25 protein-coding genes and 2 tRNA genes are annotated in these 22,241 nt (G+C 65.2%); 13 read left to right on the top strand and 14 right to left on the bottom strand.

What is annotated here, in order from left to right; all coding sequences use genetic code 11:
- The first annotated feature begins 3 nt into the window (after positions 1-3).
- The 6 genes from AC07X5_RS14355 (at position 4) to AC07X5_RS14330 (ending at position 4,754) form a co-directional block, all read left to right on the top strand.
- A complete protein-coding gene (locus tag AC07X5_RS14355; protein ID WP_494770706.1) occupies positions 4-846 on the top strand; it encodes a tetratricopeptide repeat protein in 843 nt (280 codons plus the stop codon).
- A 28-nt stretch (positions 847-874) separates the two neighbouring features.
- Positions 875-1,882 carry a class 1 fructose-bisphosphatase gene (locus AC07X5_RS14350; RefSeq protein ID WP_409963048.1) on the top strand — a complete coding sequence of 336 codons (1,008 nt, stop codon included), beginning with the start codon at positions 875-877 and terminating at the stop codon, positions 1,880-1,882.
- 12 nt (positions 1,883-1,894) lie between these two features.
- Positions 1,895-1,970: transfer RNA gene (locus AC07X5_RS14345), tRNA-Thr, on the top strand.
- Positions 1,971-2,038: 68 nt separating this feature from the next.
- Entirely contained in the window at positions 2,039-2,905 is an 867-nt protein-coding gene (locus AC07X5_RS14340) for a LysR family transcriptional regulator (RefSeq protein WP_494770705.1), read from the top strand.
- A gap of 127 nt (positions 2,906-3,032) precedes the next feature.
- Complete coding sequence (locus AC07X5_RS14335; protein WP_494770704.1) at positions 3,033-4,334, top strand: aspartate aminotransferase family protein; 1,302 nt, start codon at positions 3,033-3,035, stop codon at positions 4,332-4,334.
- Between the two features lie 177 nt (positions 4,335-4,511).
- Positions 4,512-4,754, top strand: coding sequence for a hypothetical protein (locus tag AC07X5_RS14330; RefSeq protein ID WP_494770703.1), 243 nt, complete (start codon positions 4,512-4,514; stop codon positions 4,752-4,754).
- Between the two features lie 57 nt (positions 4,755-4,811).
- Here AC07X5_RS14330 and AC07X5_RS14325 read toward each other — a convergent pair whose 3' ends face one another.
- The gene (locus tag AC07X5_RS14325; protein WP_409963056.1) at positions 4,812-5,129 is read right to left on the bottom strand and encodes a single-stranded DNA-binding protein; all 318 of its coding nucleotides are present in this window, start codon (positions 5,127-5,129) and stop codon (positions 4,812-4,814) included.
- A gap of 492 nt (positions 5,130-5,621) precedes the next feature.
- Between AC07X5_RS14325 and AC07X5_RS14320 the strand changes: the two genes are divergently transcribed.
- Positions 5,622-5,840: a hypothetical protein gene (locus AC07X5_RS14320; protein WP_494770702.1), complete on the top strand. Its 219-nt coding sequence runs from the start codon at positions 5,622-5,624 to the stop codon at positions 5,838-5,840.
- 65 nt (positions 5,841-5,905) lie between these two features.
- On the opposite strand, the gene AC07X5_RS14315 is transcribed toward AC07X5_RS14320, so the two are convergent.
- The 12 genes from AC07X5_RS14315 to AC07X5_RS14260 all read right to left on the bottom strand — a co-directional run bounded on the left by AC07X5_RS14315 (position 5,906) and on the right by AC07X5_RS14260 (position 17,416).
- On the bottom strand, positions 5,906-6,370 hold the full coding sequence (locus AC07X5_RS14315; RefSeq protein WP_494770701.1) for a hypothetical protein: 465 nt from the start codon (positions 6,368-6,370) through the stop codon (positions 5,906-5,908).
- A gap of 461 nt (positions 6,371-6,831) precedes the next feature.
- Positions 6,832-6,908 (bottom strand) — tRNA-Pro (locus tag AC07X5_RS14310).
- Positions 6,909-6,938: 30 nt separating this feature from the next.
- Positions 6,939-7,370, bottom strand: a complete 432-nt coding sequence (locus tag AC07X5_RS14305; protein WP_409963097.1) for a MerR family transcriptional regulator — start codon at positions 7,368-7,370, stop codon at positions 6,939-6,941.
- Between the two features lie 101 nt (positions 7,371-7,471).
- Positions 7,472-7,825 carry an integration host factor subunit alpha gene (locus tag AC07X5_RS14300; RefSeq protein ID WP_494770700.1) on the bottom strand — a complete coding sequence of 118 codons (354 nt, stop codon included), beginning with the start codon at positions 7,823-7,825 and terminating at the stop codon, positions 7,472-7,474.
- Positions 7,826-7,866: 41 nt separating this feature from the next.
- Positions 7,867-10,314 (bottom strand): phenylalanine--tRNA ligase subunit beta, encoded by a 2,448-nt coding sequence (gene pheT, locus AC07X5_RS14295; protein WP_494770699.1) that lies wholly within the window; start codon positions 10,312-10,314, stop codon positions 7,867-7,869.
- 94 nt (positions 10,315-10,408) lie between these two features.
- Positions 10,409-11,461: a phenylalanine--tRNA ligase subunit alpha gene (locus AC07X5_RS14290; protein WP_409963067.1), complete on the bottom strand. Its 1,053-nt coding sequence runs from the start codon at positions 11,459-11,461 to the stop codon at positions 10,409-10,411.
- 104 nt (positions 11,462-11,565) lie between these two features.
- Positions 11,566-11,925, bottom strand: coding sequence for a 50S ribosomal protein L20 (gene rplT, locus AC07X5_RS14285; protein WP_005795139.1), 360 nt, complete (start codon positions 11,923-11,925; stop codon positions 11,566-11,568).
- 25 nt (positions 11,926-11,950) lie between these two features.
- The gene (gene rpmI / locus AC07X5_RS14280) at positions 11,951-12,154 is read right to left on the bottom strand and encodes a 50S ribosomal protein L35 (RefSeq protein WP_005795135.1); all 204 of its coding nucleotides are present in this window, start codon (positions 12,152-12,154) and stop codon (positions 11,951-11,953) included.
- Between the two features lie 184 nt (positions 12,155-12,338).
- Entirely contained in the window at positions 12,339-12,947 is a 609-nt protein-coding gene (gene infC / locus AC07X5_RS14275) for a translation initiation factor IF-3 (RefSeq protein WP_409963099.1), read from the bottom strand.
- A gap of 81 nt (positions 12,948-13,028) precedes the next feature.
- Positions 13,029-14,948 (bottom strand): threonine--tRNA ligase, encoded by a 1,920-nt coding sequence (gene thrS, locus AC07X5_RS14270; protein ID WP_494770698.1) that lies wholly within the window; start codon positions 14,946-14,948, stop codon positions 13,029-13,031.
- A 385-nt stretch (positions 14,949-15,333) separates the two neighbouring features.
- Positions 15,334-16,653, bottom strand: a complete 1,320-nt coding sequence (gene aceA / locus AC07X5_RS14265; protein WP_409963071.1) for an isocitrate lyase — start codon at positions 16,651-16,653, stop codon at positions 15,334-15,336.
- A gap of 343 nt (positions 16,654-16,996) precedes the next feature.
- The gene (locus AC07X5_RS14260; RefSeq protein WP_494770697.1) at positions 16,997-17,416 is read right to left on the bottom strand and encodes a gamma-glutamylcyclotransferase family protein; all 420 of its coding nucleotides are present in this window, start codon (positions 17,414-17,416) and stop codon (positions 16,997-16,999) included.
- Positions 17,417-17,507: 91 nt separating this feature from the next.
- On the opposite strand from AC07X5_RS14260, the gene AC07X5_RS14255 reads away from it, so the two are divergent.
- Positions 17,508-18,467, top strand: coding sequence for a DMT family transporter (locus tag AC07X5_RS14255; protein ID WP_494770696.1), 960 nt, complete (start codon positions 17,508-17,510; stop codon positions 18,465-18,467).
- Here AC07X5_RS14255 and rraA read toward each other — a convergent pair.
- A complete protein-coding gene (gene rraA, locus AC07X5_RS14250) occupies positions 18,453-18,965 on the bottom strand; it encodes a ribonuclease E activity regulator RraA (protein ID WP_494770695.1) in 513 nt (170 codons plus the stop codon). The two genes, AC07X5_RS14255 and rraA, sit on opposite strands and share 15 nt — an antisense overlap.
- Positions 18,966-19,288: 323 nt before the next feature.
- Here rraA and AC07X5_RS14245 point away from each other — a divergent pair, with 323 nt between their 5' ends.
- From AC07X5_RS14245 to AC07X5_RS14225, 5 genes are all read left to right on the top strand, one after another.
- Positions 19,289-19,621, top strand: a complete 333-nt coding sequence (locus AC07X5_RS14245) for an SWIB/MDM2 domain-containing protein (RefSeq protein ID WP_409963101.1) — start codon at positions 19,289-19,291, stop codon at positions 19,619-19,621.
- A 258-nt stretch (positions 19,622-19,879) separates the two neighbouring features.
- Positions 19,880-20,152 (top strand): (2Fe-2S)-binding protein, encoded by a 273-nt coding sequence (locus AC07X5_RS14240; protein ID WP_409963103.1) that lies wholly within the window; start codon positions 19,880-19,882, stop codon positions 20,150-20,152.
- Positions 20,153-20,251: 99 nt separating this feature from the next.
- Complete coding sequence (locus AC07X5_RS14235; protein ID WP_494770694.1) at positions 20,252-20,947, top strand: energy transducer TonB; 696 nt, start codon at positions 20,252-20,254, stop codon at positions 20,945-20,947.
- Positions 20,948-20,962: 15 nt separating this feature from the next.
- Positions 20,963-21,682, top strand: a complete 720-nt coding sequence (locus AC07X5_RS14230; RefSeq protein ID WP_409963081.1) for a MotA/TolQ/ExbB proton channel family protein — start codon at positions 20,963-20,965, stop codon at positions 21,680-21,682.
- 3 nt (positions 21,683-21,685) lie between these two features.
- Positions 21,686-22,093 carry an ExbD/TolR family protein gene (locus tag AC07X5_RS14225; protein WP_409963083.1) on the top strand — a complete coding sequence of 136 codons (408 nt, stop codon included), beginning with the start codon at positions 21,686-21,688 and terminating at the stop codon, positions 22,091-22,093.
- Positions 22,094-22,241 lie beyond the last annotated feature (148 nt).

Raw genomic sequence — 22,241 nt, 5'->3', positions numbered from 1 at the left:
ACCATGGCATTCACCGATTCCGCGCAGGAGTTCGCGCGGCGCTTCAACCAGTTGCTCGACACGGTGTACGACGCCGACGCCATGTTCAGCGGCTCGGCCATGTCGGCCGACCTGGCCGCCCTGCGGCCTCTGGCCGAAGGCCTGGGCGCAGAGTCGCCCGAGCTGGCCCAGTTGCTGTGGCTGCAGTTCGTGGTGTATTCCAAGCGCCAGATGGACGACGAGGGCCTGCCCCTGGGGCTGCGCTCGCTGGCCATCCGCTCGGCACTGGGCGACCTCACCACGGCGGACCGCTGCCAGAAGCACTACGCCATCGGCGAATCGGCGCTGCAGTCCGAAGAGTACGACACCGCCATCGAGCACCTGCGCCAGTCGGCCCACTGGGCCGAGCAGGAGGGTGCCACGCTGAGCGCAGACCAGAAGCTGGGCATCCGCGAAGAGATCGGCTATGCCCTGCACGAGGCCGGCCGCTTTGCCGAGGCCCTGGCACACAACCAGCAGTTGCTGGCCGACGCACGGCAGGTATTCGGCTCCGACACCGACCAACGCCTGGCAGGCCTGGTGAACAACCTGGCGCAGAACGCCTACGAACTGGGTGACCCTACCCAGGCACAGCACTACCTGCAGCAGCGGCTGGCCCTGGGCCAGACCCTCAAGGACGATGGCATCGTGCTGGACACCCTGTTCCAGCAAGGCGTGCTGGCCCATGAGACCGGCGACAGCGCCCTGGCGCACAGCCTGCTCCAGCAGCGGGTGGCCATCGCCCGCGCCAGCGGCGACGAAGACCTGCTGGAAGAAGCAGAGGCCACGCTGGCCGAGCTGTCCGAGCGCGAGCAGCAATCCAAATAATCCAAAACCCGCCAAGGACGATTCAACGATGAGTTCCCGCATATCCCTCACCCGCTACCTCGTCGAACAGCAGCGCATCGACGGGCACATCCCTTCCCAACTGCGCCTGCTGCTCGAAGTGGTGGCGCGCTCGTGCAAGAGCATCAGCCAGGCCGTCAACAAGGGCGCCCTGGGCGGCGTGCTCGGCTCGGCATCGAGCGAAAACGTGCAGGGCGAGATCCAGAAGAAGCTGGACATCATCGCCAACGAGGTGCTGATCGAAGCCAACGAATGGGGCGGCCACCTGGCGGCCATGGCCTCGGAAGAAATGGACGGCATCTACCTGGTGCCCAACCGCTACCCGCAGGGCGAATACCTGCTGCTGTTCGATCCCCTCGATGGCTCGAGCAACATCGACGTCAACGTGAGCATCGGCACCATCTTCAGCGTGCTCAAGAAGCCCGACGACGACCGCGGCGTCGAGGCCGGCGACTTCCTGCAGCCCGGCACCGCCCAGGTGGCCGCGGGCTACTGCATCTACGGCCCGCAGACCACGCTGGTGCTGACCGTGGGCGACGGCGTGGCCATGTTCACGCTGGACCGCGAGCAGGGCTCCTTCGTGCTCACCGAAGAGAACGTGCGCATTCCGGACGACACCAAGGAATTCGCCATCAACATGAGCAACATGCGCCACTGGGACGAGCCCGTGAAGCGCTACATCGACGAATGCCTGCAGGGCAAGGACGGGCCGCGCGGCAAGGACTTCAACATGCGCTGGATTGCCAGCATGGTGGCCGACGTGCACCGCATCCTCACGCGCGGCGGCATCTTCATGTACCCCTGGGACAAGCGCGAGCCCAACAAGCCCGGCAAGCTGCGCCTGATGTACGAGGCCAACCCCATGTCCTGGCTGATCGAGCAGGCCGGCGGCGCGGCCACCAACGGCAAAGAGCGCATCATGGACATAGTGCCCACGCAGTTGCATGAACGCGTCAGCGTGATCCTCGGATCAAAAAATGAAGTGGAACGCGTGACAAGCTACCATTCCACGCTATAATCTAAGTCTTACGCCGGTGTAGCTCAGTCGGTAGAGCAGCTCATTCGTAATGAGAAGGTCGGGTGTTCGATTCATCTCTCCGGCACCAAACGCAAAGCCCCTGATTCGCAAGAGTCAGGGGCTTTTTGCATGGCACCATGCCACGAGGAGCCTACCGTGAGCCAATCCCTCGATCTCGATCTGCTGCGCAGCCTTGTCGCCGTTGCCGAAACCGGCGTGCTGGGCAAGGCCGCAGCGCGCGTCGGGCGCACACAGTCGGCGCTGAGCATGCAGATGCAGCGGCTGGAAGACGTGGCCGGCCAACCCCTGCTGCACCGCACGGCCCGCGGCGTGACGCTGACCGCGGCGGGCGAGCGGCTGGTGCAGCACGCGGGCGAGTTGCTGCGCAAGCACGACGAGGCGCTCGCCGAACTGCGCGGCACGCAGATCTCCGGCGTGCTGCGCTTGGGCTGTCCGGACGACTATGCCGCCGTGTTCCTGCCGTACCTGCTCCAGGGCTTCGCCAGCCTGCACCCCCGCGTGCAGATGGAGGTGGCATGCGCCCCGACGCCCCGGCTGCTGGAGCTGGTGGCCAGGCGTGCGGTCGACCTGGCGCTGGTGTCTGTGCAACAGGGCCGTGGCGATGGAGAAAAAGAAGAAGTGGTGCGCAGCGAGCCCCTGGTGTGGGTGGCCCGGCGCGGTACGGCACTGGCGGCCATGGACCCCCTGCCCCTGGCCCTGGGTGCGCCGGACGCCCTCGACCACCAACTTCCCCTGCGCGCCCTGAAGGCCGCGGGCCGCAGCTACCGCATCGCCTATGCCAGCAGCAGCCTCATGGGACTGGTCGGCATGGCCCGCTCCGGGCAGGCCGTCACGGTGCTCACGCGCACCGCAGTGCCGGACGACCTGGAGATCCTCACCCCAGCGCACGGGCTTCCCGAGCTGCCCAGCGTAGGCATCACGCTGGCCTTCGACCGCACCCAGCCCTCCGCGCTCACTGCGGCGTTTGCAGCCCACGTGCACCGGTTCCTCCCGCTGGCCTGAAGGCCCGTCACCCGCAAGGGCCGGCCATCACCGCCCCTGATGCCGCACATCAGAATTATTCGCTTCCCGGGCCGGGTTCGCGTCCCTAAGCTGGCAGGACGACAAACCACCCCGCCAGAGAGGCCCCATGTCACGCAACACCAACCCCACGTTCTGGGACAACGCCCGCAAGCACCTGATCCGCTATGGCGGCAGCTTCGAGCCCCTGATCATCGAGCGCGCCCAGGGCAGCTTCGTCTACGACGCCGATGGCCGTGCCATCCTCGACTTCACCTCGGGCCAGATGAGTTCGCTGCTGGGCCATGGCCACCCGGAGATCGCCCAGGTGGTGGCCGAGCATGCGCGCAACCTGGACCACCTGTTCAGCGGCATGCTCAGCCGCCCGGTGGTGGACCTGGCCACGCGGCTGGCGGAGATCGCGCCCGAGGGCCTGAGCCGCTCCATGCTGCTGAGCACCGGGGCGGAAGCGAACGAAGCCGCCATCAAGATGGCCAAGCTGTACACCGGCAAGTACGAGGTCGTGAGCTTCGCCCAGTCATGGCACGGCATGACCGGGGCCGCCGCCTCGGCCACCTACAGCGCCGGGCGCAGGGGCTACGGTCCGGCGGCCGTGGGCTCCTTCGCCATCCCCGCGCCCTACCCCTACCGGCCCCGCTTCGAGCGCAACGGCGCTTTCGACTGGCAGGCCGAACTCGACTACGCGTTCGAGCTGATCGACCAGCAGTCCAGCGGCAACCTGGCGGCCTTCATCGCCGAGCCCATCCTCAGCTCCGGTGGGCTGATCGATCTGCCGACCGGCTACCTGGCAGCCCTGAAAAAGAAATGCACCGAGCGCGGCATGCTGCTGATCGTGGACGAGGCCCAGACCGGCGTGGGCCGCACCGGCCTCATGTTCGCCTGCAACCGCGATGGCGTGGCCCCGGACATCCTCACGCTGTCGAAGACACTGGGGGCGGGCCTGCCGCTCTCCGCCGTGCTGACCTCTGCCCAGATCGAGGAAACCTGCCACGAGCGCGGCTTCCTGTTTTACACCACGCATGTCTCCGACCCGCTGCCGGCCGCCGTCGGCCTGAAGGTGCTGGAGGTGGTCACGCGCGACGGCCTGGTGGAGCGCGCCAGGGTGGCCGGGCAGCGCCTGGAGGCAGGCCTGCGCTCACTGCAGGCCGAGTTCGACTGCATCGGCGACGTGCGCGGCCGCGGCCTGCTGCTGGGCGTGGAAATCGTCAAGAGCAAGACCGGCAAGCAGGTGGCCCCCGAACTCGGCTCGGCGATCACCCGCGCCTGCATGGCGCTGGGCCTGAGCATGAACATCGTGCAGTTGCCAGGCATGGGCGGCGTCTTCCGGATCGCACCGCCGCTCACGGTCAGCGACTCGGAGATCGATCTCGGCCTGTCCCTGCTCAAGCAGGCCATCGAGAAAGCCGCCTGAACAGCCAGCCCGGCAGCCGCACCGGAACAGAAGACGGGAATGCCCGCCTGCGGTGGTGCATCCACGACGAACCGGCAAACGTCAACAACCGTCAGTTGGGGGCGTTTGCCGGCCTTTTCGAGGCCATGCGACCCGACCGTGCGGGCATACTGGATGCGGTCAACGATTGCAGCAGACATGAGCCCATCTTTCGCCCCAACCTTGCAGGCCCCGGCCATGGACCGGAGCGTGCTGCACGAGCGCAGAAGCGGCACGGACCGCCGCCAGCGGGAAGACGGCCCGCCCGGCAAGCACGAACGCCGCCGCTCCATAGAAAACCGCCAGCCCGAAGTGCGCGAGCTGTATCTTTCACACGAGGAAATGGTGGCACTGGGCTTTGGACGGGCGCCATCGCCCGCAGTGCAGCACCGGCCTGGCTGAGGCGCAAGAACCTGTTCAATGAACCCGGCAGGCGAGCCAGCGCCTACCCTCCCCCCTTCAGTTCATCTGCGTCTGGTAGGCGTCGCGCGCACTCAGCACCCGGTGGGCCACCATGTCGAGCGCCGGGCGCACGTTGCCCTGCTTGTCCGTCCAGACCTTGGGCGTGATGGAGCCGGCCACGGAGATGGACTCCCCGTCGTGCAATTGCTCCATGGCCATGCACACATCGTCATCGAACGCGATGACGTTGACGAACAGCATCTCACCTTCCGCACTGGGGGCCCGCACCTTGGCCACCATGTAGGGCTTACCCACCTTGTCAAGACGGCGCTCTGGACCCCCGTACAGGCGGCCCGAAATCAGTCCATCGATCATGCAATCCCCACTGAGCACTTGTTGTCGTTGTCGGGGCCACCACCCCACCCCACCCGGCTGAACAGGACACGCACCAAGGCCTGCCATGCGCACACACAAAAAAGCCCAGGACCACGGGCAATGGGCTTTCATTGCCAATGGCAGGTCATCGGCGCTGCGCAACGTCCTGCAGGCAGTCTCGGGCACGACTGCCATCGCCTGGACCATGCCACCGAACCACCCGGCACCCGGGCATGCCGACACCTGTGTGCGCAACCCCCACGGCCATCCCACAGCCTGTACCTATTGTAACCATCGGCCTCGATGCAAGGGGCTTTCACCGGGCAGGTGCGGCGGCGGCGCGACAGCTGACCAGCACGGCCCGGGCGGGTGCGGCTCCCCGCGGTGCAGGGCAGCGCGGTCCACCGGGATTTGAAGCCACCCCACAAACCGGTCACAATGGCCCTGCAACCTCCACCAGTTCACACCCACCATCTTTCGAGAGGGGCTACCATGGCTGTTCTGGACGACGCCAGCATCGAACTGCCCTGTCCGCACTGCCAGCAGACCGTCAAGGAACGGCTGGGCAGGCTCAAGCTGAACCCGCGCATCACCTGCCCGCGGTGCCGCCGCACCAGTGAGGTCCAGCCCGAGCAGCTGCAGCGCGCCACCCACAAGCTCACCCAGGCTTTTGCCAACATCCAGCAGTCGCTGGCCCGGCTGGGGCGCTAAAGGCCCGCTCCAGGGCACCCCACGCTCCTCGGGTGCGCGGGCGAAACCACCGGCTGCAGCGCCGGCTACAACACCGGCTTGGCAGGGGGATTGTTGGCAGACCTGGGTACAGCAGCGTCCGCGGGGGTCGCCGGCGCGGGCACTCCATCGGCTGTCGATGCGGCAGGCGGACCGCCAACCGGCGCCGCCACGGCGGCGGGCGGCGTCCACTCCATCGCCAGGTAGCGCTGGCGCACCGACTCCGGCGTCTGGCTGCAGACGTGCTGCCCCACCTGCACGAGCTCAGGCACGCGCACACACAGGCCCGGCGAGTGCCGGAACGGGGTGGTTGTGTATTCGTCCACGTAGCGCATCTCGCCATCACCCAGCCGCACGGTGTAGCGGAACTGGTAGCGCGACTGCGGCCTGCGGTCCGTGGCCGAACCAATGGCCGCACCCAGCGGCAGCGCAGGCGCCCGGGTGGCACAACCCGCCACGAGGACCAATGCGGCCGCGCCGCCCAGCACCTTAAGGTAGGAACTTGACTGCACGGCCCTTGCCCTCCAGGCTACCCCAGCTCATCATCGAAATGCCCACGTCGCCATAGCGCCAGCACCACCGCGTCAGCACCCATGGCAGCAGCCCTCTAGCGCAGCCTGTCGTTCACGAGCTCGGTGTCGGCGCGGGATGGAAGGCCGTGGTCTTGTTGACCTTGACGGTGATCTGGCCAAGAAAAGTCTTCGACCTTGCGGTCGCAGAACTTACCAGAAACACATGGATACATAAACAAAAATGGGTTGCGCTGCCGGCGGCGAGCACCCATGCGAGGCCAAGGCTGCCCAAGGGCTCCGTGCAGGTACCGGGATGAAGGAAAGCATGACCACCAGAACGCGATGGCAAGGCCGCCGGCCGGCAACACCCGGTGTGCTGATCGCCAGGCTGCCGCAGGCGAGCGCACAAAGAAAAACGGGCTACCGCTTGTGGCGATAGCCCGTTGTTCATCGGAAAAAAATGGTCGGCGTGGCGGGATTCGAACTCGCGACCCCTTGCACCCCATGCAAGTGCGCTACCAGGCTGCGCTACACGCCGACAAGACTTAGATTATATGCACAAATTTGGCTAGTTCGGAGAAAGTAGGGCTCGAATCTCAAATAATTCCTGGCGCACTGCATTCGAGTCGAAAACAAAGGCCGACGAACCGATGGACAGCGCAATCGCATCATCGATCAGCATGCTCGGCGGTTCGATGTACGGCGCATCGGGATCGCCCTGCCCCACTTCGCTGCGCGCCGGCAGGGCCAGCTCCTGCAGCTTGTTGCGGGCACCGCTGATGGTGAAACCCTGTTCATACAGCAGGTCGCGGATACGGCGGATCATGAGCACCTCGTGGTGCTGGTAGTAGCGCCGGTTGCCGCGCCGCTTCATCGGGCGCAGCTGGGTGAATTCCTGTTCCCAATAGCGCAGCACATGCGGCTTCACGCCGCACAGCTCCGCGACCTCACCGATGGTGAAGTAGCGCTTGGCAGGAATGGCGGGAAGCACAGTGCCCATGGGTGATTCAGCAATCAAACGGGAAAGCCTGCAAGGGTACTGCAGGCCGGCAGGAACCGCCAGACCGCCAGCCCCGATTCAGCCACCAATCAGGCAAAAATTCACAATCCGGCCGCGGCCTGGATCTGTTCCTTGAGCTTGCTGCTGGCGTGGAAGGTCACCACCCGGCGCGCCTGGATCGGGATGGCCTCGCCGGTGCGCGGGTTGCGCCCGGGACGCGGCGCCTTGGTGCGGATCTGGAAGTTGCCGAAGCCCGACAACTTCACGTCGTTGCCCTCCACCAGACTCTGCGAGACGAGGTCGAAGAAGGCGTCGATCATGTCCTTGGACTCGCGCTTGTTCAGCCCGATCTGGTCGAACAAGAGATCGGCCAGCTGCGCCTTGGTGAGCGCAGGGGTTTCCAGGCTTTCGACTGCAAATTCGATCACGGCATCTCTCCCCTTCAGCATCGTCATGTTGTTGTGTTCGTTCGCTTGGGCTATTGTCGCCGCGATGGTCAGCCGCGCAGCCGCGCGCCCACCCGCTGTGTGAGCTGCGTCACAGCCGCCTGCACGGCGGACTCGATCTCGGCCTCGGTCAGCGTGGCTTCATCGCTGCCCAGGGTCAGGCGCACAGCCAGGCTCTTCTCGCCCGGGGCCAGGCCACCGGCCGGCGTCTCTTCACCGGCCTTGAGCGGCTTGGGGCGGTAGACGTCGAACAGCACGGCAGAGCGCAGCATGCCACCAGGAATGGCCGCCTGCACGGCCGCCACCACCTCGGCATGCGTCACGCGCTCGGCCACCACCACGGCCAGATCGCGCTCCACCGCCTGGTGCTTGGCCACCGGCTTGAACTGCGGCACCACACGCTGCAGCACGGCATCGAGCTCCAGCTCGAACATCACGGGCGCCAGCGGCAGCTCCCACGACTGGCGCCACTGCGGGTGCAGCTCGCCCACGAAACCGATGGGCTGGCCCTGCACCAGCACGCGAGCGCAGCGGCCGGGGTGCATGGCCGGGTGCTCGCCGGGCTCGAAGGTGGCCTTGAGCGGTGCCAGCAGGGCCTCGACATCACCCTTCACGTCGAAGAAGTCGATGCCCTGCTCCTTGCGGCCCCACTGCAGCATGTCGTTGGCGCCATAGGCCACACCGGCCACGCGCATGGGCTGGTGGAAGCCCTCCACCGTGGTGTCGGTGTTCTTCATGCTGGCATCGCGCAGGAACACGCGGCCCAGCTCGAACACGCGCACGCGCTCGGCGCGGCGGTCCAGGTTGAACTTGAGCACCTGCAGCAGCGAGCCCAGCAGGCTGGAGCGCATCACGCTCATCTGGCTGGCGATGGGGTTGAGCAGCTTGATCGGCTGGGCGTTGCCCGCGAGCTCATGCTCCCAGCGCTCTTCCACGAAGCTGAAGTTGATCGTCTCCTGGTAGCCCAGGCCGGCCAGCGTGCGGCGCACGGCGAACGGGCTGCGCGTGGCTTCGGCCGGCAGCTTGGGCGTGATGGGGGCCAGCGGCGGCGTGGTGGGCAGGTTGTTGTAGCCCACCATGCGCGCGACCTCTTCGATCAGGTCTTCCTCGATGGTGATGTCGAAGCGGTAGGCCGGCGGGGTCACGGTCACGGTGCCTTCGCCTTCGCTGAACGGCAGGCCCAGGCGCTTGAACACGTCAGCGCACTGCGCCTGCGTGATCGGCATGCCGATGACCTTGGCCGCACGCGCCACGCGCAGCGTGACGGGTGCGGGCACGGGCACATTCACGCGCTGGTCGTCCATGGGGCCGCAGGCCGTCTCGGGCGTGCCGCAGATGTCGATCACCAGCTGGGTGATGCGCTCGATGTGCTCCACCGTCAGTTCGGGATCCACGCCGCGCTCGAAGCGGTGGCCAGCATCGGTCGAGAAGTTGTAGCGGCGCGAACGGCCGGCCACGGCCTTGGGCCACCAGAAGGCGGCCTCGATGTAGATGTGCTTCGTGTCGTCGGACACGGCGGTGGCATCGCCGCCCATGATGCCGGCCAGCGACTCGACCTGCTGGCCGTCGGCGATCACTCCGACCTTGTCGTCCACCGTGATGGTGTTGCCGTTGAGCAGCTTGAGCGACTCGCCCGCCTTGCCCCAGCGCACATCCAGCCCGCCATGGATCTTGTCCAGGTCGAAGATATGCGAGGGGCGGCCCAGCTCGAACATCACGTAGTTGGAGATGTCCACCAGCGGGGACACGCCGCGCTGGCCGCAGCGCGCCAGGCGGTCCAGCATCCACTGCGGCGTGGTGGCGCGCGTGTTCACGTTGCGCACCACGCGGCCGGAGAAGCGGCCGCACAGGTCGGGCGCGCTGATCTTCACGGCCAGCTTGTCGGCGGCCTTGGCCGCCACGGCCGGGAAGGCCGGCTGCGACAGCGGCACGCCGGTCAGCGCCGAGACTTCGCGGGCGATGCCGTACACGCTCAGGCAGTGCGCCAGGTTGGGCGTGAGCTTGAGCGTGAACAGCGTGTCGTCCAGGTTCAGGTGCTCGCGGATGTCCTGGCCCACGGGGGCGCTGGCATCCAGCTCGAGCAGGCCGCCATGGTCTTCCGACAGCTTGAGTTCGCGTGCCGAGCACAGCATGCCCTGGCTTTCCACGCCGCGCAGCTTGCCCACCTTGATGAGGAAGGGTTTGCCATCGTCGCCAGGCGGCAGCTCGGCGCCCACCAGAGCGCAGGGCACCTTGATGCCGACGCGCGCATTGGGCGCACCGCAGACGATGTTGAGCAGGGCCCCCTGGCCCACATCCACCTGGCACACGCGCAGGCGGTCGGCGTCGGGGTGCTGCACGGCTTCCTTGATCTCGCCCACGACGATCTTGGAGAACGGCGGCGCCACAGGGCGCAGCTCTTCCACCTCCAGGCCGGCCATGGTCAGCGTCTCGGCCAGCTCGCCGGTCGAAAGGGGTGGGTTGCAGAACTCACGCAACCAGGATTCAGGGAATTGCATAGTCGAACTCTTGTACGGAAGGTGCCCTGCGCAGCCTCAATGCAGCGCGCGCCAGGGCGAAAACGGCTCGGCGGCCCAGCCTTGCGGCCAGCCTTTACTGGAACTGCGACAAAAAGCGGATGTCGCCGTCGAAGAACAGGCGCAGGTCGTTCACGCCATAGCGCAGCATGGTCAGGCGGTCGGGGCCCATGCCGAAGGCAAAGCCGATGTACTTTTCGGGGTCCAGGCCCATGTTACGCACCACGTTGGGGTGCACCTGGCCGGAGCCCGCCACCTCCAGCCAGCGGCCGGCCAGCGGGCCGGTCTGGAACTGGATGTCGATCTCGGCGCTGGGCTCGGTGAACGGGAAGAAGCTCGGGCGAAAGCGCAGCACCAGATCATCGCTTTCGAAGAAGGTGCGGCAGAAGGCCGTGAAGACCACCTTCAGGTCCTTGAAGCTCACGTTCTCGCCGATCCACAGGCCTTCGCACTGGTGGAACATGGGCGAGTGCGTGGCATCGCTGTCCACGCGGTAGGTGCGGCCCGGCGCGATGACGCGGATCTCGGGCATGGGCAGGCCGGCATCGAGCGCGGCGCGGTGCTGCTTCACATGCTGCACCGCGTGGCGGATCTGCATCGGGCTGGTGTGCGTGCGCAGCAGGTTGGGCGCCTCGGGCGTGCCGCCTTCGACGTAGAAGGTGTCGTGCATGGAACGCGCGGGATGGTCTTCCGGCGTGTTCAGCGCGGTGAAGTTGAACCAGTCGGTCTCGATCTCGGGGCCCTGGGCCACGTCGAAACCCATGGAGCCGAAGATGCCCTCGATGCGCTCGAGCGTGAGCGACACCGGGTGCAGGCCGCCATTGCCGCGCTGGCGCCCTGGCAGGCTCACGTCCAGGGCCTCGGCCTTGAGCTGGACCTGCAGTTCGGCATCGGCCAGCGCCTGGCGGCGCGCGGTCAGCGCGGCCTCGATGGCCTGCTTGGCGACGTTGATGGCGGCGCCGCGGGACTTCTTCTCGTCCACCGACAGCTGGGCCATGCCCTTCATGAGCTCGGTCACGCGGCCCGACTTGCCCAGGAACTGCGCCTTGGCGTTTTCCAGATCAGCAGGGGTGGCGCTTTGGGCAAACAGTTGCGTCGCGCTCTCGACCAGGGTATCCAACTCGTTCATATCGACTCTTGAAAATGAACAAGGGCTAGTGCCTTCACAAGCCCTAGCCCTTGCTGTTATTGCGCAAGCAGCCGTCCGGTGAGAGACGGCCGCCTGTCGTGAACTCAAGCAGCCAGCTTGGCCTTGACTTGCTCCACGATGCTGCCAAAGGCAGCCTTGTCGTGCACTGCGAGGTCGGCCAGCATCTTGCGGTCGATCTCGATGGATGCCTTCTTCAGGCCGTTGGCGAACTGGCTGTAGGTCAGGCCCAATTCACGCGCAGCGGCGTTGATACGGGCGATCCACAACTGGCGGAACACGCGCTTCTTGGTGCGGCGGTCACGGTAGGCATATTGCCCAGCCTTCATCACCGCCTGTTTGGCGATGCGGAAGACGTTACCGCGGCGACCACGGAAGCCCTTTGCGAGGGCGAGAACTTTCTTGTGACGGGCACGGGCCGTTACACCACGTTTGACGCGAGGCATGTGAGTACTCCTTGTTCGTCGTTATTTACAGGCCAGCGCTGGGCAGCATTTGTGCGATCGAGCCCATGTTGGTCTCATGCACATTCACTGCACCACGCAGGTGGCGCTTGTTCTTGGTGGTCTTCTTGGTCAAGATGTGACGCTTGAAGGCTTGACCGCGCTTGACGGTACCACCTGGACGGACGCGGAAACGCTTTTTCGCGCTGCTCTTGGTCTTCATTTTGGGCATGTGAATGCTCCTTTTCTTTGTGCTCGTGAGGCGTTTGCAGAAACCGATCTGCAAACTTGTTGGCCCCGAGCCACTTTTTCAGCCTGTTTTCACCGGCTGTGCGGCAGTGCTTTCGCGCTGCCTATCGCCCGGCAATCCCTTGCGGGGACCGCCTGGCAAATCCTGTCTCTGTACTGCTGCCGTCTCAGGCGGCGCTGCCCGAAGGCGTGCCTTCGGTGGCGGCCGGCTTGGCAGCGGCGGGCTTCTTCTTGCCCGGCGCAATCATCATGATCATCTGGCGGCCTTCCAGCTTGGGAAACTGCTCGATGATGATGGAGTCGGCCAGCTCGTCGCGAATGCGGTTGAGCAGCGCCAGCCCCAGCTCCTGGTGGGTGATTTCACGGCCGCGGAACCGCAGCGTGATCTTGCACTTGTCACCTTCGGCCAGGAAGCGGCGAATGTTGCGCATCTTGATGTTGTAGTCACCATCGTCCGTACCCGGACGGAATTTGACTTCCTTGATCTCGATCACCGTCTGCTTGGCTTTCGCCTCGGCAGCACGCTTTTGCTCCTGGTACTTGAACTTGCCGTAGTCCATCAGGCGGCACACCGGAGGATTGGCCGTGGCGGCAATTTCCACCAGGTCCACGTCCAGCTCGCCCGCCATGCGCAGGGCTTCCATGAGGCTGACCACACCCAAAGGCTCGTTGTCCGGGCCAGAGAGGCGGACTTCGGGGGCCATGATTTCACGGTTCAGGCGGTGCTTGCGCTCTTCACGGTGGCGACGATCACGAAATTCAGTAGCGATGGCTATTTTCCTTCAATCAAAATACTACAAAATGTGTAGCAACAGCCGCACAGCTGGCGTGCAACAAAGCAGGTTTTGAGTCAAACATCAGGCTTTGGTGGCGATGTCCTTCGCGATCAGCTCAGCGAACGCTTCGATGGACATCACTCCGAGGTCACGATTGCCCCGGCCGCGCACTGCAACGGCGCCGGCCGCCTTCTCCTTGTCGCCCGCGACAAGGATGTACGGCAGCTTTTGCAACGAATGCTCGCGTATTTTATACGTAATCTTCTCGTTGCGCAGATCCAGGGCTACCCTAAGGTCTTGATTCGGCAGTGCTTTTTGCAGCCGTTCAACAATTTCGCGACAGTAGTCGGCCTGCGCGTCGGTGATATTGAGCACCGAGACCTGCACCGGGGCCAGCCACACGGGGAAGGCACCGGCGTAGTGTTCGATCAGCATGCCGATGAAACGTTCCATGCTGCCCACCGTGGCGCGGTGCAGCATCAGCGGACGCTTGCGGCTGCCGTCCTCGGCCACGTATTCGGCGTCCAGGCGCTCGGGCAGGTTCGGGTCGATCTGCATCGTGCCGCATTGCCACTGGCGACCCAGCGCGTCCTTGAGCGTGTACTCGATCTTGGGGCCGTAGAAGGCGCCCTCGCCTTCGGCGATCTCGAACTCGCAGCCCGAATGGCGCAGGCCGGCCATCAGCGCCTGCTCGGCGCGGTCCCACGACTCATCGGTGCCGATGCGCGCCTCGGGCCGCGTCGCCACCTTGTAGATGATGTTGGTGAAACCGAAGTCCTTGTAGACCTTCTGCACCAGCGCCGTGTAATTGGCGCACTCCTCCAGCACCTGCTCTTCGGTGCAGAAGATGTGGCCATCGTCCTGCGTGAAGCCGCGCACGCGCATGATGCCGTGCAGGCCGCCCGTCGGCTCGTTGCGGTGGCAGGCACCGAATTCGCCGTAGCGCAGCGGCAGGTCGCGGTAGCTCTTGATGCCCTGCTTGTAGATCAGGATGTGGCCCGGGCAGTTCATCGGCTTGAGCGCGTACTCGCGCTTTTCCGACTCGGTCGTGAACATGTTCTCGTGGTACTTGTCCCAGTGGCCGGTCTTCTCCCACAGCTGCTTGTCCAGGATCTGCGGGCCCTTGACCTCCTGGTAGCCGTTGTTGCGGTACACACGGCGCATGTACTGCTCCACCTCCTGCCACAGGGCCCAGCCCTTGGGGTGCCAGAACACGGTGCCGGGCGAGTGCTCGTCCATGTGGAACAGGTCGAGCTCGCGGCCGAGCTTGCGGTGGTCGCGCTTTTCCGCCTCTTCCAGCATGGTGAGGTACTGCTGCAGCTCGTCCTTGGTGGACCAGGCCGTGCCGTAGATGCGCTGCAGCATCTCATTGCGGTGGTCGCCGCGCCAGTAGGCGCCGGCCACCTTCATGAGCTTGAAGAACTTGAGCTTGCCCGTGCTGGGCACGTGGGGGCCGCGGCACAGGTCCTCGAACGCTCCTTCGCGGTACAGGCTCACGTCCTCGTTGCTCGGGATGCTGGCGATGATCTCGGCCTTGTAATGCTCGCCCAGGCCCTTGAAGTAGGCCACAGCCTCGTCGCGCGGCAGCACGCGGCGCACCACGGGCTCGTCCTTGGCAGCCAGCTCGGCCATGCGCTTTTCGATGGCCACCAGGTCTTCGGGCGTGAAGGGGCGCTTGTACGCAAAATCGTAGAAGAAACCGTTCTCGATCACCGGGCCGATGGTCACCTGCGCTTCGGGGAACAACTCCTTGACGGCATAGGCCAGCAAGTGGGCCGTGGAGTGGCGGATCACGTCCAGGCCATCGGCATCCTTGGCCGTCACGATGGACAGCGGGCTGTCGGCCGTGATCTGATAGCTGGTGTCCACCACCTTGTCGCCAATCTTGCCGGCCAGCGCGGCCTTGGCCAGGCCGGTGCCGATGGAAGCCGCCACTTCGGCGACCGTGACCGGGCCGGGAAACTCTCGCTGCGAGCCGTCGGGGAGCGTGATGTGAATCATGATGGGTATCGTCGGTAGATTGTGGGTATCGGGGGTCGATTGCGGGGCGCAGGCCAGCCGAAACCGAAAAACAAAAAAGCGCGGAACCGGCCGCGCTTTTGATTGGGGAGAGGTGAATCTCGTGCAGGCGCGAACGGCCAGCCACTAGTGGCCGGTGGAGAACTCCGTGGTAGTTCGCGGTGTCATAACCAGATTGCCTTTCTCGCCCTTGTGGGAAATCAAACAGTTGATTGCGCCATTTTAACCATGTTCGCCCCCCTGCTGCAGCGCAGCAGCACCGGCGTCGCACGGTGGCAACGTCAGCCCCCGGGGCCCGGCCATGCAAAAAGCCACCCGCGGGTGGCCTCTTGCAGTCTCCTCATCCCTCTTGGCGAGGAATTCCGGATCAGTGGAACTGCTCTTCTTCGGTCGAGCCGGTCAGCGCGGTCACGCTGGACTTGCCGCCCTGGATCACGGTGGTCACTTCGTCGAAGTAACCCGTGCCCACCTCCTGCTGGTGCGACACGAAGCTGTAGCCACGGTCGCGGGCAGCGAATTCTGGCTCCTGCACCTTCTCGACGTATGCCGACATGCCGCGGGCCACGTAGTCCTGGGCCAGATCGAACATGTTGTACCACATGGAGTGGATGCCAGCCAGCGTGATGAACTGGTACTTGTAGCCCATGGCGCCCAGCTCGCGCTGGAACTTGGCGATGGTGGCGTCGTCCAGGTTCTTCTTCCAGTTGAACGAAGGCGAGCAGTTGTAGGCCAGCAGCTTGCCGGGGTGCTTGGCGTGCACGGCTTCGGCGAACTTGCGGGCGAACTCCAGGTCCGGCGTGCCGGTTTCGCACCACACCAGGTCGGCGTACTCGGCATAGGCCACGGCGCGCGAGATGGCTTGGTCCATGCCCTTCTTGGTCTTGTAGAAGCCTTCGGCGGTGCGCTCACCGGTCAGGAAGGGCTTGTCGTTCTCGTCGTAGTCGCTGGTCAGCAGGTCGGCGGCTTCGGCATCGGTACGGGCGATCACCAGGGTGGGCACGCCGTACACGTCGGCAGCCATGCGGGCGGCGATCAGCTTCTGGCAGGCTTCGGTGGTGGGCACCAGCACCTTGCCGCCCATGTGGCCGCACTTCTTCACGGAAGCCAGTTGGTCTTCGAAGTGCACGCCGCCGGCACCGGCGCGGATCATGGCCTTCATCAGTTCGTAGGCGTTGAGCACGCCGCCGAAACCGGCTTCGGCATCGGCCACGATGGGGGCGTGGTAGTCGATGTAGCCCTTGTCACCGGGGTTGATGCCCTTGGACCACTGGATTTCATCAGCACGGGTGAAGGAGTTGTTGATGCGCTCCACCACCTTTGGCACCGAGTCGACGGGGTACAGCGACTGGTCGGGGTACATGGCCGAATATTCGTTGTTGTCGGCAGCGACTTGCCAGCCCGACAGGTAGATGGCCTTGATGCCGGCCTTCACCTGCTGCATGGCCTGGCCACCGGTCAGCGCGCCCAGGCAGTTCACGTAGGGCTCGTTGTTCACCAGGTCCCACAGCTTCTCGGCACCGCGGCGGGCCAGCGTGTGTTCGACCTGGAAGGAGCCGCGCAGACGCACCACGTCGGCAGCGGTGTAACCGCGCTTGATGCCCTTCCAGCGGGGGTTGGTCGCCCAGTCTTTTTCCAGGGCGGCAATCTGCTGTTCGCGGCTCAGTTGTTCGTTGAAGGATTGGGGCATGGGGTCTACTCCTGAGGTTGGTTGAAAACACCGGGCTGCGTCTGCTGCCCATGGAGAGAACTTTAAGTCTTGTATAAGAGTTGCACAAGCTCTTATGTCTTATATAAGAGATAAATTTTTCCCTTATAAAACAAGACTTTATGCTTCAAATTCCTCAATATGAAAACCATTTTCTCGTATTGAGAGAAATTGCCGCACCGCAACATTCTTGCATTCCACATCGGCAAAAGCAATTTTTGCAATATGAAATAAGGTGCCTCACCCCTGAAGAACCAGGGACTCACACGTTGATCCGACACAAGTGCTTACGCCCGTTGCGCAAAGCCGCGGGGCGCACGCCGCATCAGGCGGGGCTGCCACCTGCTTGCAGGATCCAGTCTCCGCTGTCGATGCGAGGCGCCGCGGTCAGCCGGTCGGGATTGATCTCGTACACAAGGCAGTCGACGGGGTCGCCATCCACCAGCAATCGGACCTTGCGCTTGAAATACTCGTCGTCAGGCCGCCCGTGGATTTCCTCGATCCCGTCCAGGCGCGACTCGAGCCCGGGCTCGATCGCATAGACCTCGCCCACGACGGCCCCGCCATCCCCCAGCACCAGCCCCGGATAGCCCCCCAGGTGGTACAGCGTGCCCTGGATCTGGGCGGGCCCCAAGAAGCGTGGGGCGGGAAGCAGCCGCGTGATGTCGTTGGAGCCGCCCCGGCGCAGCGTCCCGTAGACAAAAACACAGCGCGCAGGGCTCGGAGAAGGGATTTCGTCAGGCATCATGCGGGTCCGTTTCTTTTGCAGACCGCCAGTGTAGGCAGCCCTGCCCTCCCTTTGCGCAGCCCGCAAGCCGCTGTGCGCCCCAGCCCCCATGTCCCGCTCCGCCCCGCCCTCCCGCCCCCTGGCCTACCTGTGCCTGGGCCTCAGCATGTCCCTGGTGGGCAGCTATGTCGCCCTGTCCAAGCCTCTCGCCGCGGTGCTGCCGGTGTTTTTGCTCGCCTGGATGCGTTTTGGCATCGGCGGCCTGGCCATGCTGCACTGGCTGAAGAAGCCGGCTGACGAGCCGCCGATGACCGCCCAGACCCGGCGCCTGCTGTTCCTCGAATCCTTCCTCGGCAACTTCCTGTTCACCGCCTGCATGATCTACGGCGTGAGCCTGACCAATGCGGTCACGGCCGGGGTCACCATGGCCAGCATGCCAGCCGCCGTGGCGCTGATGAGCTGGGCCTTTCTGCGCGAGAGGGTGCCACCGCGCACCTGGGTGGCCGTGGGCCTGGCCGTCGCCGGCATTGCCATGTTTGCCATCGCCAGCCCGGGCCATGGGCCCGAACCTGGCGCGACCACCGGCAAGGCCGGCCCGGCCTGGCTCGGCCAGGTGCTGCTGTTGGGCGCCGTGGTGTGCGAGGCGGCGTACTCCGTGATCGGCAAGAAGCTCACCGGTGCGCTGGGCCCCCGGCGCATCACCTCCATCATCAACCTCTGGGGTTTTGCCCTGTCGGCGCCGCTGGGCCTGTATGCCGCGTGGCACTTCGACTTCGCGGCCGTGGGCTGGGGCACCTGGCTGCTGCTGGTGTTCTATGCGCTGGCCGCGAGCATCTGGACCGTGTGGCTGTGGATGACCGGCCTGCGCGCGGTGCCTGCCGCGCAGGGCGGCGTGTTCACCGTGCTGCTGCCGGTGAGCGCAGCCCTGGTGGGCGTGCTGGTGCTGGGCGAATCGCTCAGCGGCCTGCAGCTCGTGGCCTTTGCCATCGCGCTGGCCAGCGTGCTGCTGGCCACCCTGCCCTCACGCCTGGCCTGGCGGGTCGGAAAAGACGCCTCAGGCCGACAGTGACGCCGAGCTGACCACGATGCCGTCGGCATCGGCATAGAGCCAGTCGCCGGGGCGCACCCACACGCCCTGGATCTGCACCGCCACGTCACGCCCGCCCTCGTTGCGCTTTTCGGTGGGCAGCGGCATCAGCGCCAGGGCGCGGATGCCCACGGCCGCGGCCCGCAGCTCGGCGATGTCGCGCACGCAGCCATCCACCACCACGCCGGCCCAACCGTTGCGTGCCGCGGCCGCGGCCAGGTTTCCTCCGACCAGGGCCTTGCGCAGCGAGCCGCCGCCGTCCACCACCAGCACGCGGCCGTTGCCGGGCGAATCGACTGCGGCCTTGACCAGGGTGTTGTCCTCGAAGCACTTGACGGTGCTCACCGGCCCGCAAAAGGCCGGCACGCCGCCCAGGTCCTGGAACACCGGGGGCAGCACGCGGAAGGCGCCGCTGTCGTCGCCCTTGTGCGCATCGCAGAAGTCGCAGGTGCTGAATGCCGGAGAGGATGGGGCTGTCATGTTGCATGGACCTTTCGTGCGAAAAATGGGAAGAATGCCGCCTGGGCGGTGATCACCTGCCATTGTCGTGCACAGCCGCCCACGGCCCCGGCCGGGCCCCGCGCAGCGCGCACCCGAATAGACTGCGGGAGCCCGTTTTTCCCCTAGGGAAAGCACCAAAACAGGGAGCTTTACCTTCCCCGGGGCACCCAAGCAACAAATCGAGGCAAAAAAAGCGTTTTCTCCCTTGGAAACGCGTTTTTTTCCCAGTAGCATCGGCCTGCCAGCAGAGAGGCTAGGCTCTCACTGGTCAGACAATCTACTTCCAACAAGGAAAATCCAACATGGCAACTGCAAAAAAGGCTCCGGCAAAAACAGCTCCCGCCGCCAAGGCGCCAGCCACCAAGGCCGCCGCTCCTGCCAAGAAGCGCACGCCCAATGCTGCGTTCATGAAGGCCCTCACCCCCAGCCCCGCCCTGGCGGCTGTGGTCGGCTCGGCACCGCTGCCACGCACGGAGATCATCAGCAAGCTGTGGGTCTACATCAAGGCCAACAACCTGCAGGATGCTGCCAACAAGCGCAACATCAATGCAGACGCCAAGCTCAAGGAGCTGTTCGGCAAGCCCCAGGTGTCGATGTTTGAACTGGCTGGCCTGATCGGCAAGCACGTCAAGTAAGCGCCAAGGCAGTCCTGCCACCGCCCCCACGGAACGCGCCCGCGCTCCTGCAATCAAGCCGGCCCTGTGCCGGCTTTTTTGCGTCCTCCTGCCGCTCCCGCCCGGCTGGGACACGGCGCTGCCACATGCCGGCGGTGCAATGGATGGGAACCGAATTGTCGGGTTTCCCCTCTTACGCTGAATGATTTATTGCAAATGCGAAAAATTCGCATTTATAATCACCCATCTTCTACCAGCCAGCCACCACTGCCTGCCGCCATGATCGTCTGTGTTTGCCGCCGGATTTCTGACCGCGAGATCGCCCGCCACGCCCGTGCGGGCATGAGCTTTGATGAAATCCAGTTCGAACTGGGCGTTGCCACGCAATGCGGATGCTGCGAAAGCTGCGCCCGCGACGTGGTGGCCCAATGCAGCGCTACGGGTCCGGTCGCCGCCCTGCACAACGAGGCAGCGCCCCAGACGATCCAGCTTGCCAGCTCCATCATGGAAAGCAGGGCATGGAACTCCTCTCACCACTCGCCGGCAGCCTGATCCTCGTCGCAGGCTCGGCCTGGTGGATCTTCCGCAAATAATCAAGGTCTCACAGGCCTGCGTCGCGCTGCGCAAGCGGCGGCAGCCGCCATCACACTTATGTCTCACCCTGATCGTTTTGCCCCTCCCGGGGGCGTCAGTCGCAATACCGTGATCGTAGGTTCCGTCGTGCTGCTGCATGTGGCGGGGATCTGGGCGCTGCAGTCGGGCCTGCTGCGCCGCGCGGCGGAAGTCATCGTGCCGGCCGAGCTGCTCAGCGAATTCATCGCGCCACCGGCGCCCAAGGTCGAACCGCCGCCGCCCAAGCCGCCGGCGCCGCCGCCACCACGGCCGGCCCCCCAGGTCAAGGCACCGAAACCAGCGCCCATGCCAGTGGCCATTCCCGACCCCACACCGGCCCCCAATGCTCCCACGGGCGTCACCACGCCGCAGCCCCCGGCCCCACCCATCGCCGCACCCGTGGCCGTGGAGGCGCCGCCCCCGGCTCCGCCCGCCCCACCTGCCCCGCCCAAGATCGAGCTGCCGTCCAGCGACGCGGCCTACCTGAACAACCCCAAGCCCAGCTACCCCGCCATCAGCAAGCGCATGGGCGAGCAGGGCAAGGTCATCCTGCGCGTGCTGATCGGTACCGACGGCGCGCCGCAGAAGGTCGAAATCAACAAGTCCAGCGGCTTCGAACGCCTGGACCGCCAGGCCCAGGAAGCCGTCATGCGCTGGCGCTTCGTGCCCGGAAAGCGCAATGGCGTGCCGGAGACCATGTGGAACCTGGTGCCCGTCAATTTTGTTCTCGAATAATCATCAGGAGTTCTCATGGAATCGCAATTCGGCATCGCCAACGTATGGATCCAGGGCGACTTTGTCACCCGCGCAGTGGCCGTCATCCTGCTGGCCATGTCCCTGGCCTCGTGGATCGTCATCATCATCAAGGCCCTGGACATCGTGAAGTTCAAGAAGCACACCCGTGCCGCCCAGGATTTCTGGCACAGCGAGGACTTCGCCGCCGGCCTCTCCAAGCTGGGCAACGACAACACCAACCCCTTCCGCCACCTGGCCCTGGAAGGCCGCGAAGCAACGGCCCACCATCGCAACACCAAGGCCCACCTGCACGACAGCCTGGACGTGAGCGACTGGGTCACGCGCTGCCTGCGCAACTGCATCGACGAGTTCACCGCGCGCCTGCAATCGGGCCTGGCCATCCTGGCCTCGGTCGGCTCCACGGCCCCCTTCATCGGCCTGTTCGGTACCGTCTGGGGCATCTACCACGCGCTGCTGGCCATCGGCACCTCGGGCCAGTCGACCATCGACAAGGTGGCCGGTCCCATCGGCGAAGCGCTGATCATGACCGCCCTGGGCCTGGCCGTGGCCATCCCCGCCGTGCTCGGCTACAACGCCCTGGTGCGTGGCAACAAGTCCATCCTGGGCGGCCTCAACAGCTTTGCCCACGACCTGCACGCCTACTTCGTGACCGGTGCCCGCGTGTCCGCCGGCGGCGAACAGGGCAAGGTGCTGCCCATCAAGAAAGGCAGCTGAGCCATGGCCTTCGGAACGCAAGACGAAGCCGATGACGTGATGAACGAGATCAACATGACGCCGCTGGTGGACGTCATGCTGGTGCTGCTCATCATCTTCATCATCACCGTGCCCGTGATGAAGCACTCGGTGAACGTGGACCTGCCCCGGGCCACCAACCAGCCCGAGGACATCAAGCCCGAAACCGTGCGCCTGTCCGTGGCGGCCGACGGCAAGTACTACTGGAACGAGTCGCAGGTGACGGACGAGGAACTGTTCCCGCGCCTGCAGGCCGAGGCTGCCAAGCAGCCCCAGCCGGACCTGCACATCCGCGGCGACAAGGAAGTGCGCTACGAGCGCGTGGCCCAGGCCATGGCCAGCGCCCAGCGCGCCGGCGTGCGCAAGATCGGTTTCGTGACCGACCCGCAATAAGGCGTACCTGCTCCGCAGGCCCCGACCTGCCTTGCAGCAACAGGCCTTCGGGCCTGTTTTGCTTGGCGGCACAAATGGGGAGGTGATCGAAATGGCACACCCGAACCACCGGGAAAAATTGGGCATCGCTAGAACTGGCGCGGGTTAG

The sequence above is a fragment of the Acidovorax sp. GW458-11-26-14-TSB4 genome (assembly GCF_059423865.1).
The sequence above is the reverse complement of the archived record's forward strand: the minus strand, read 5'-3'. Positions and strand labels throughout refer to the sequence as shown.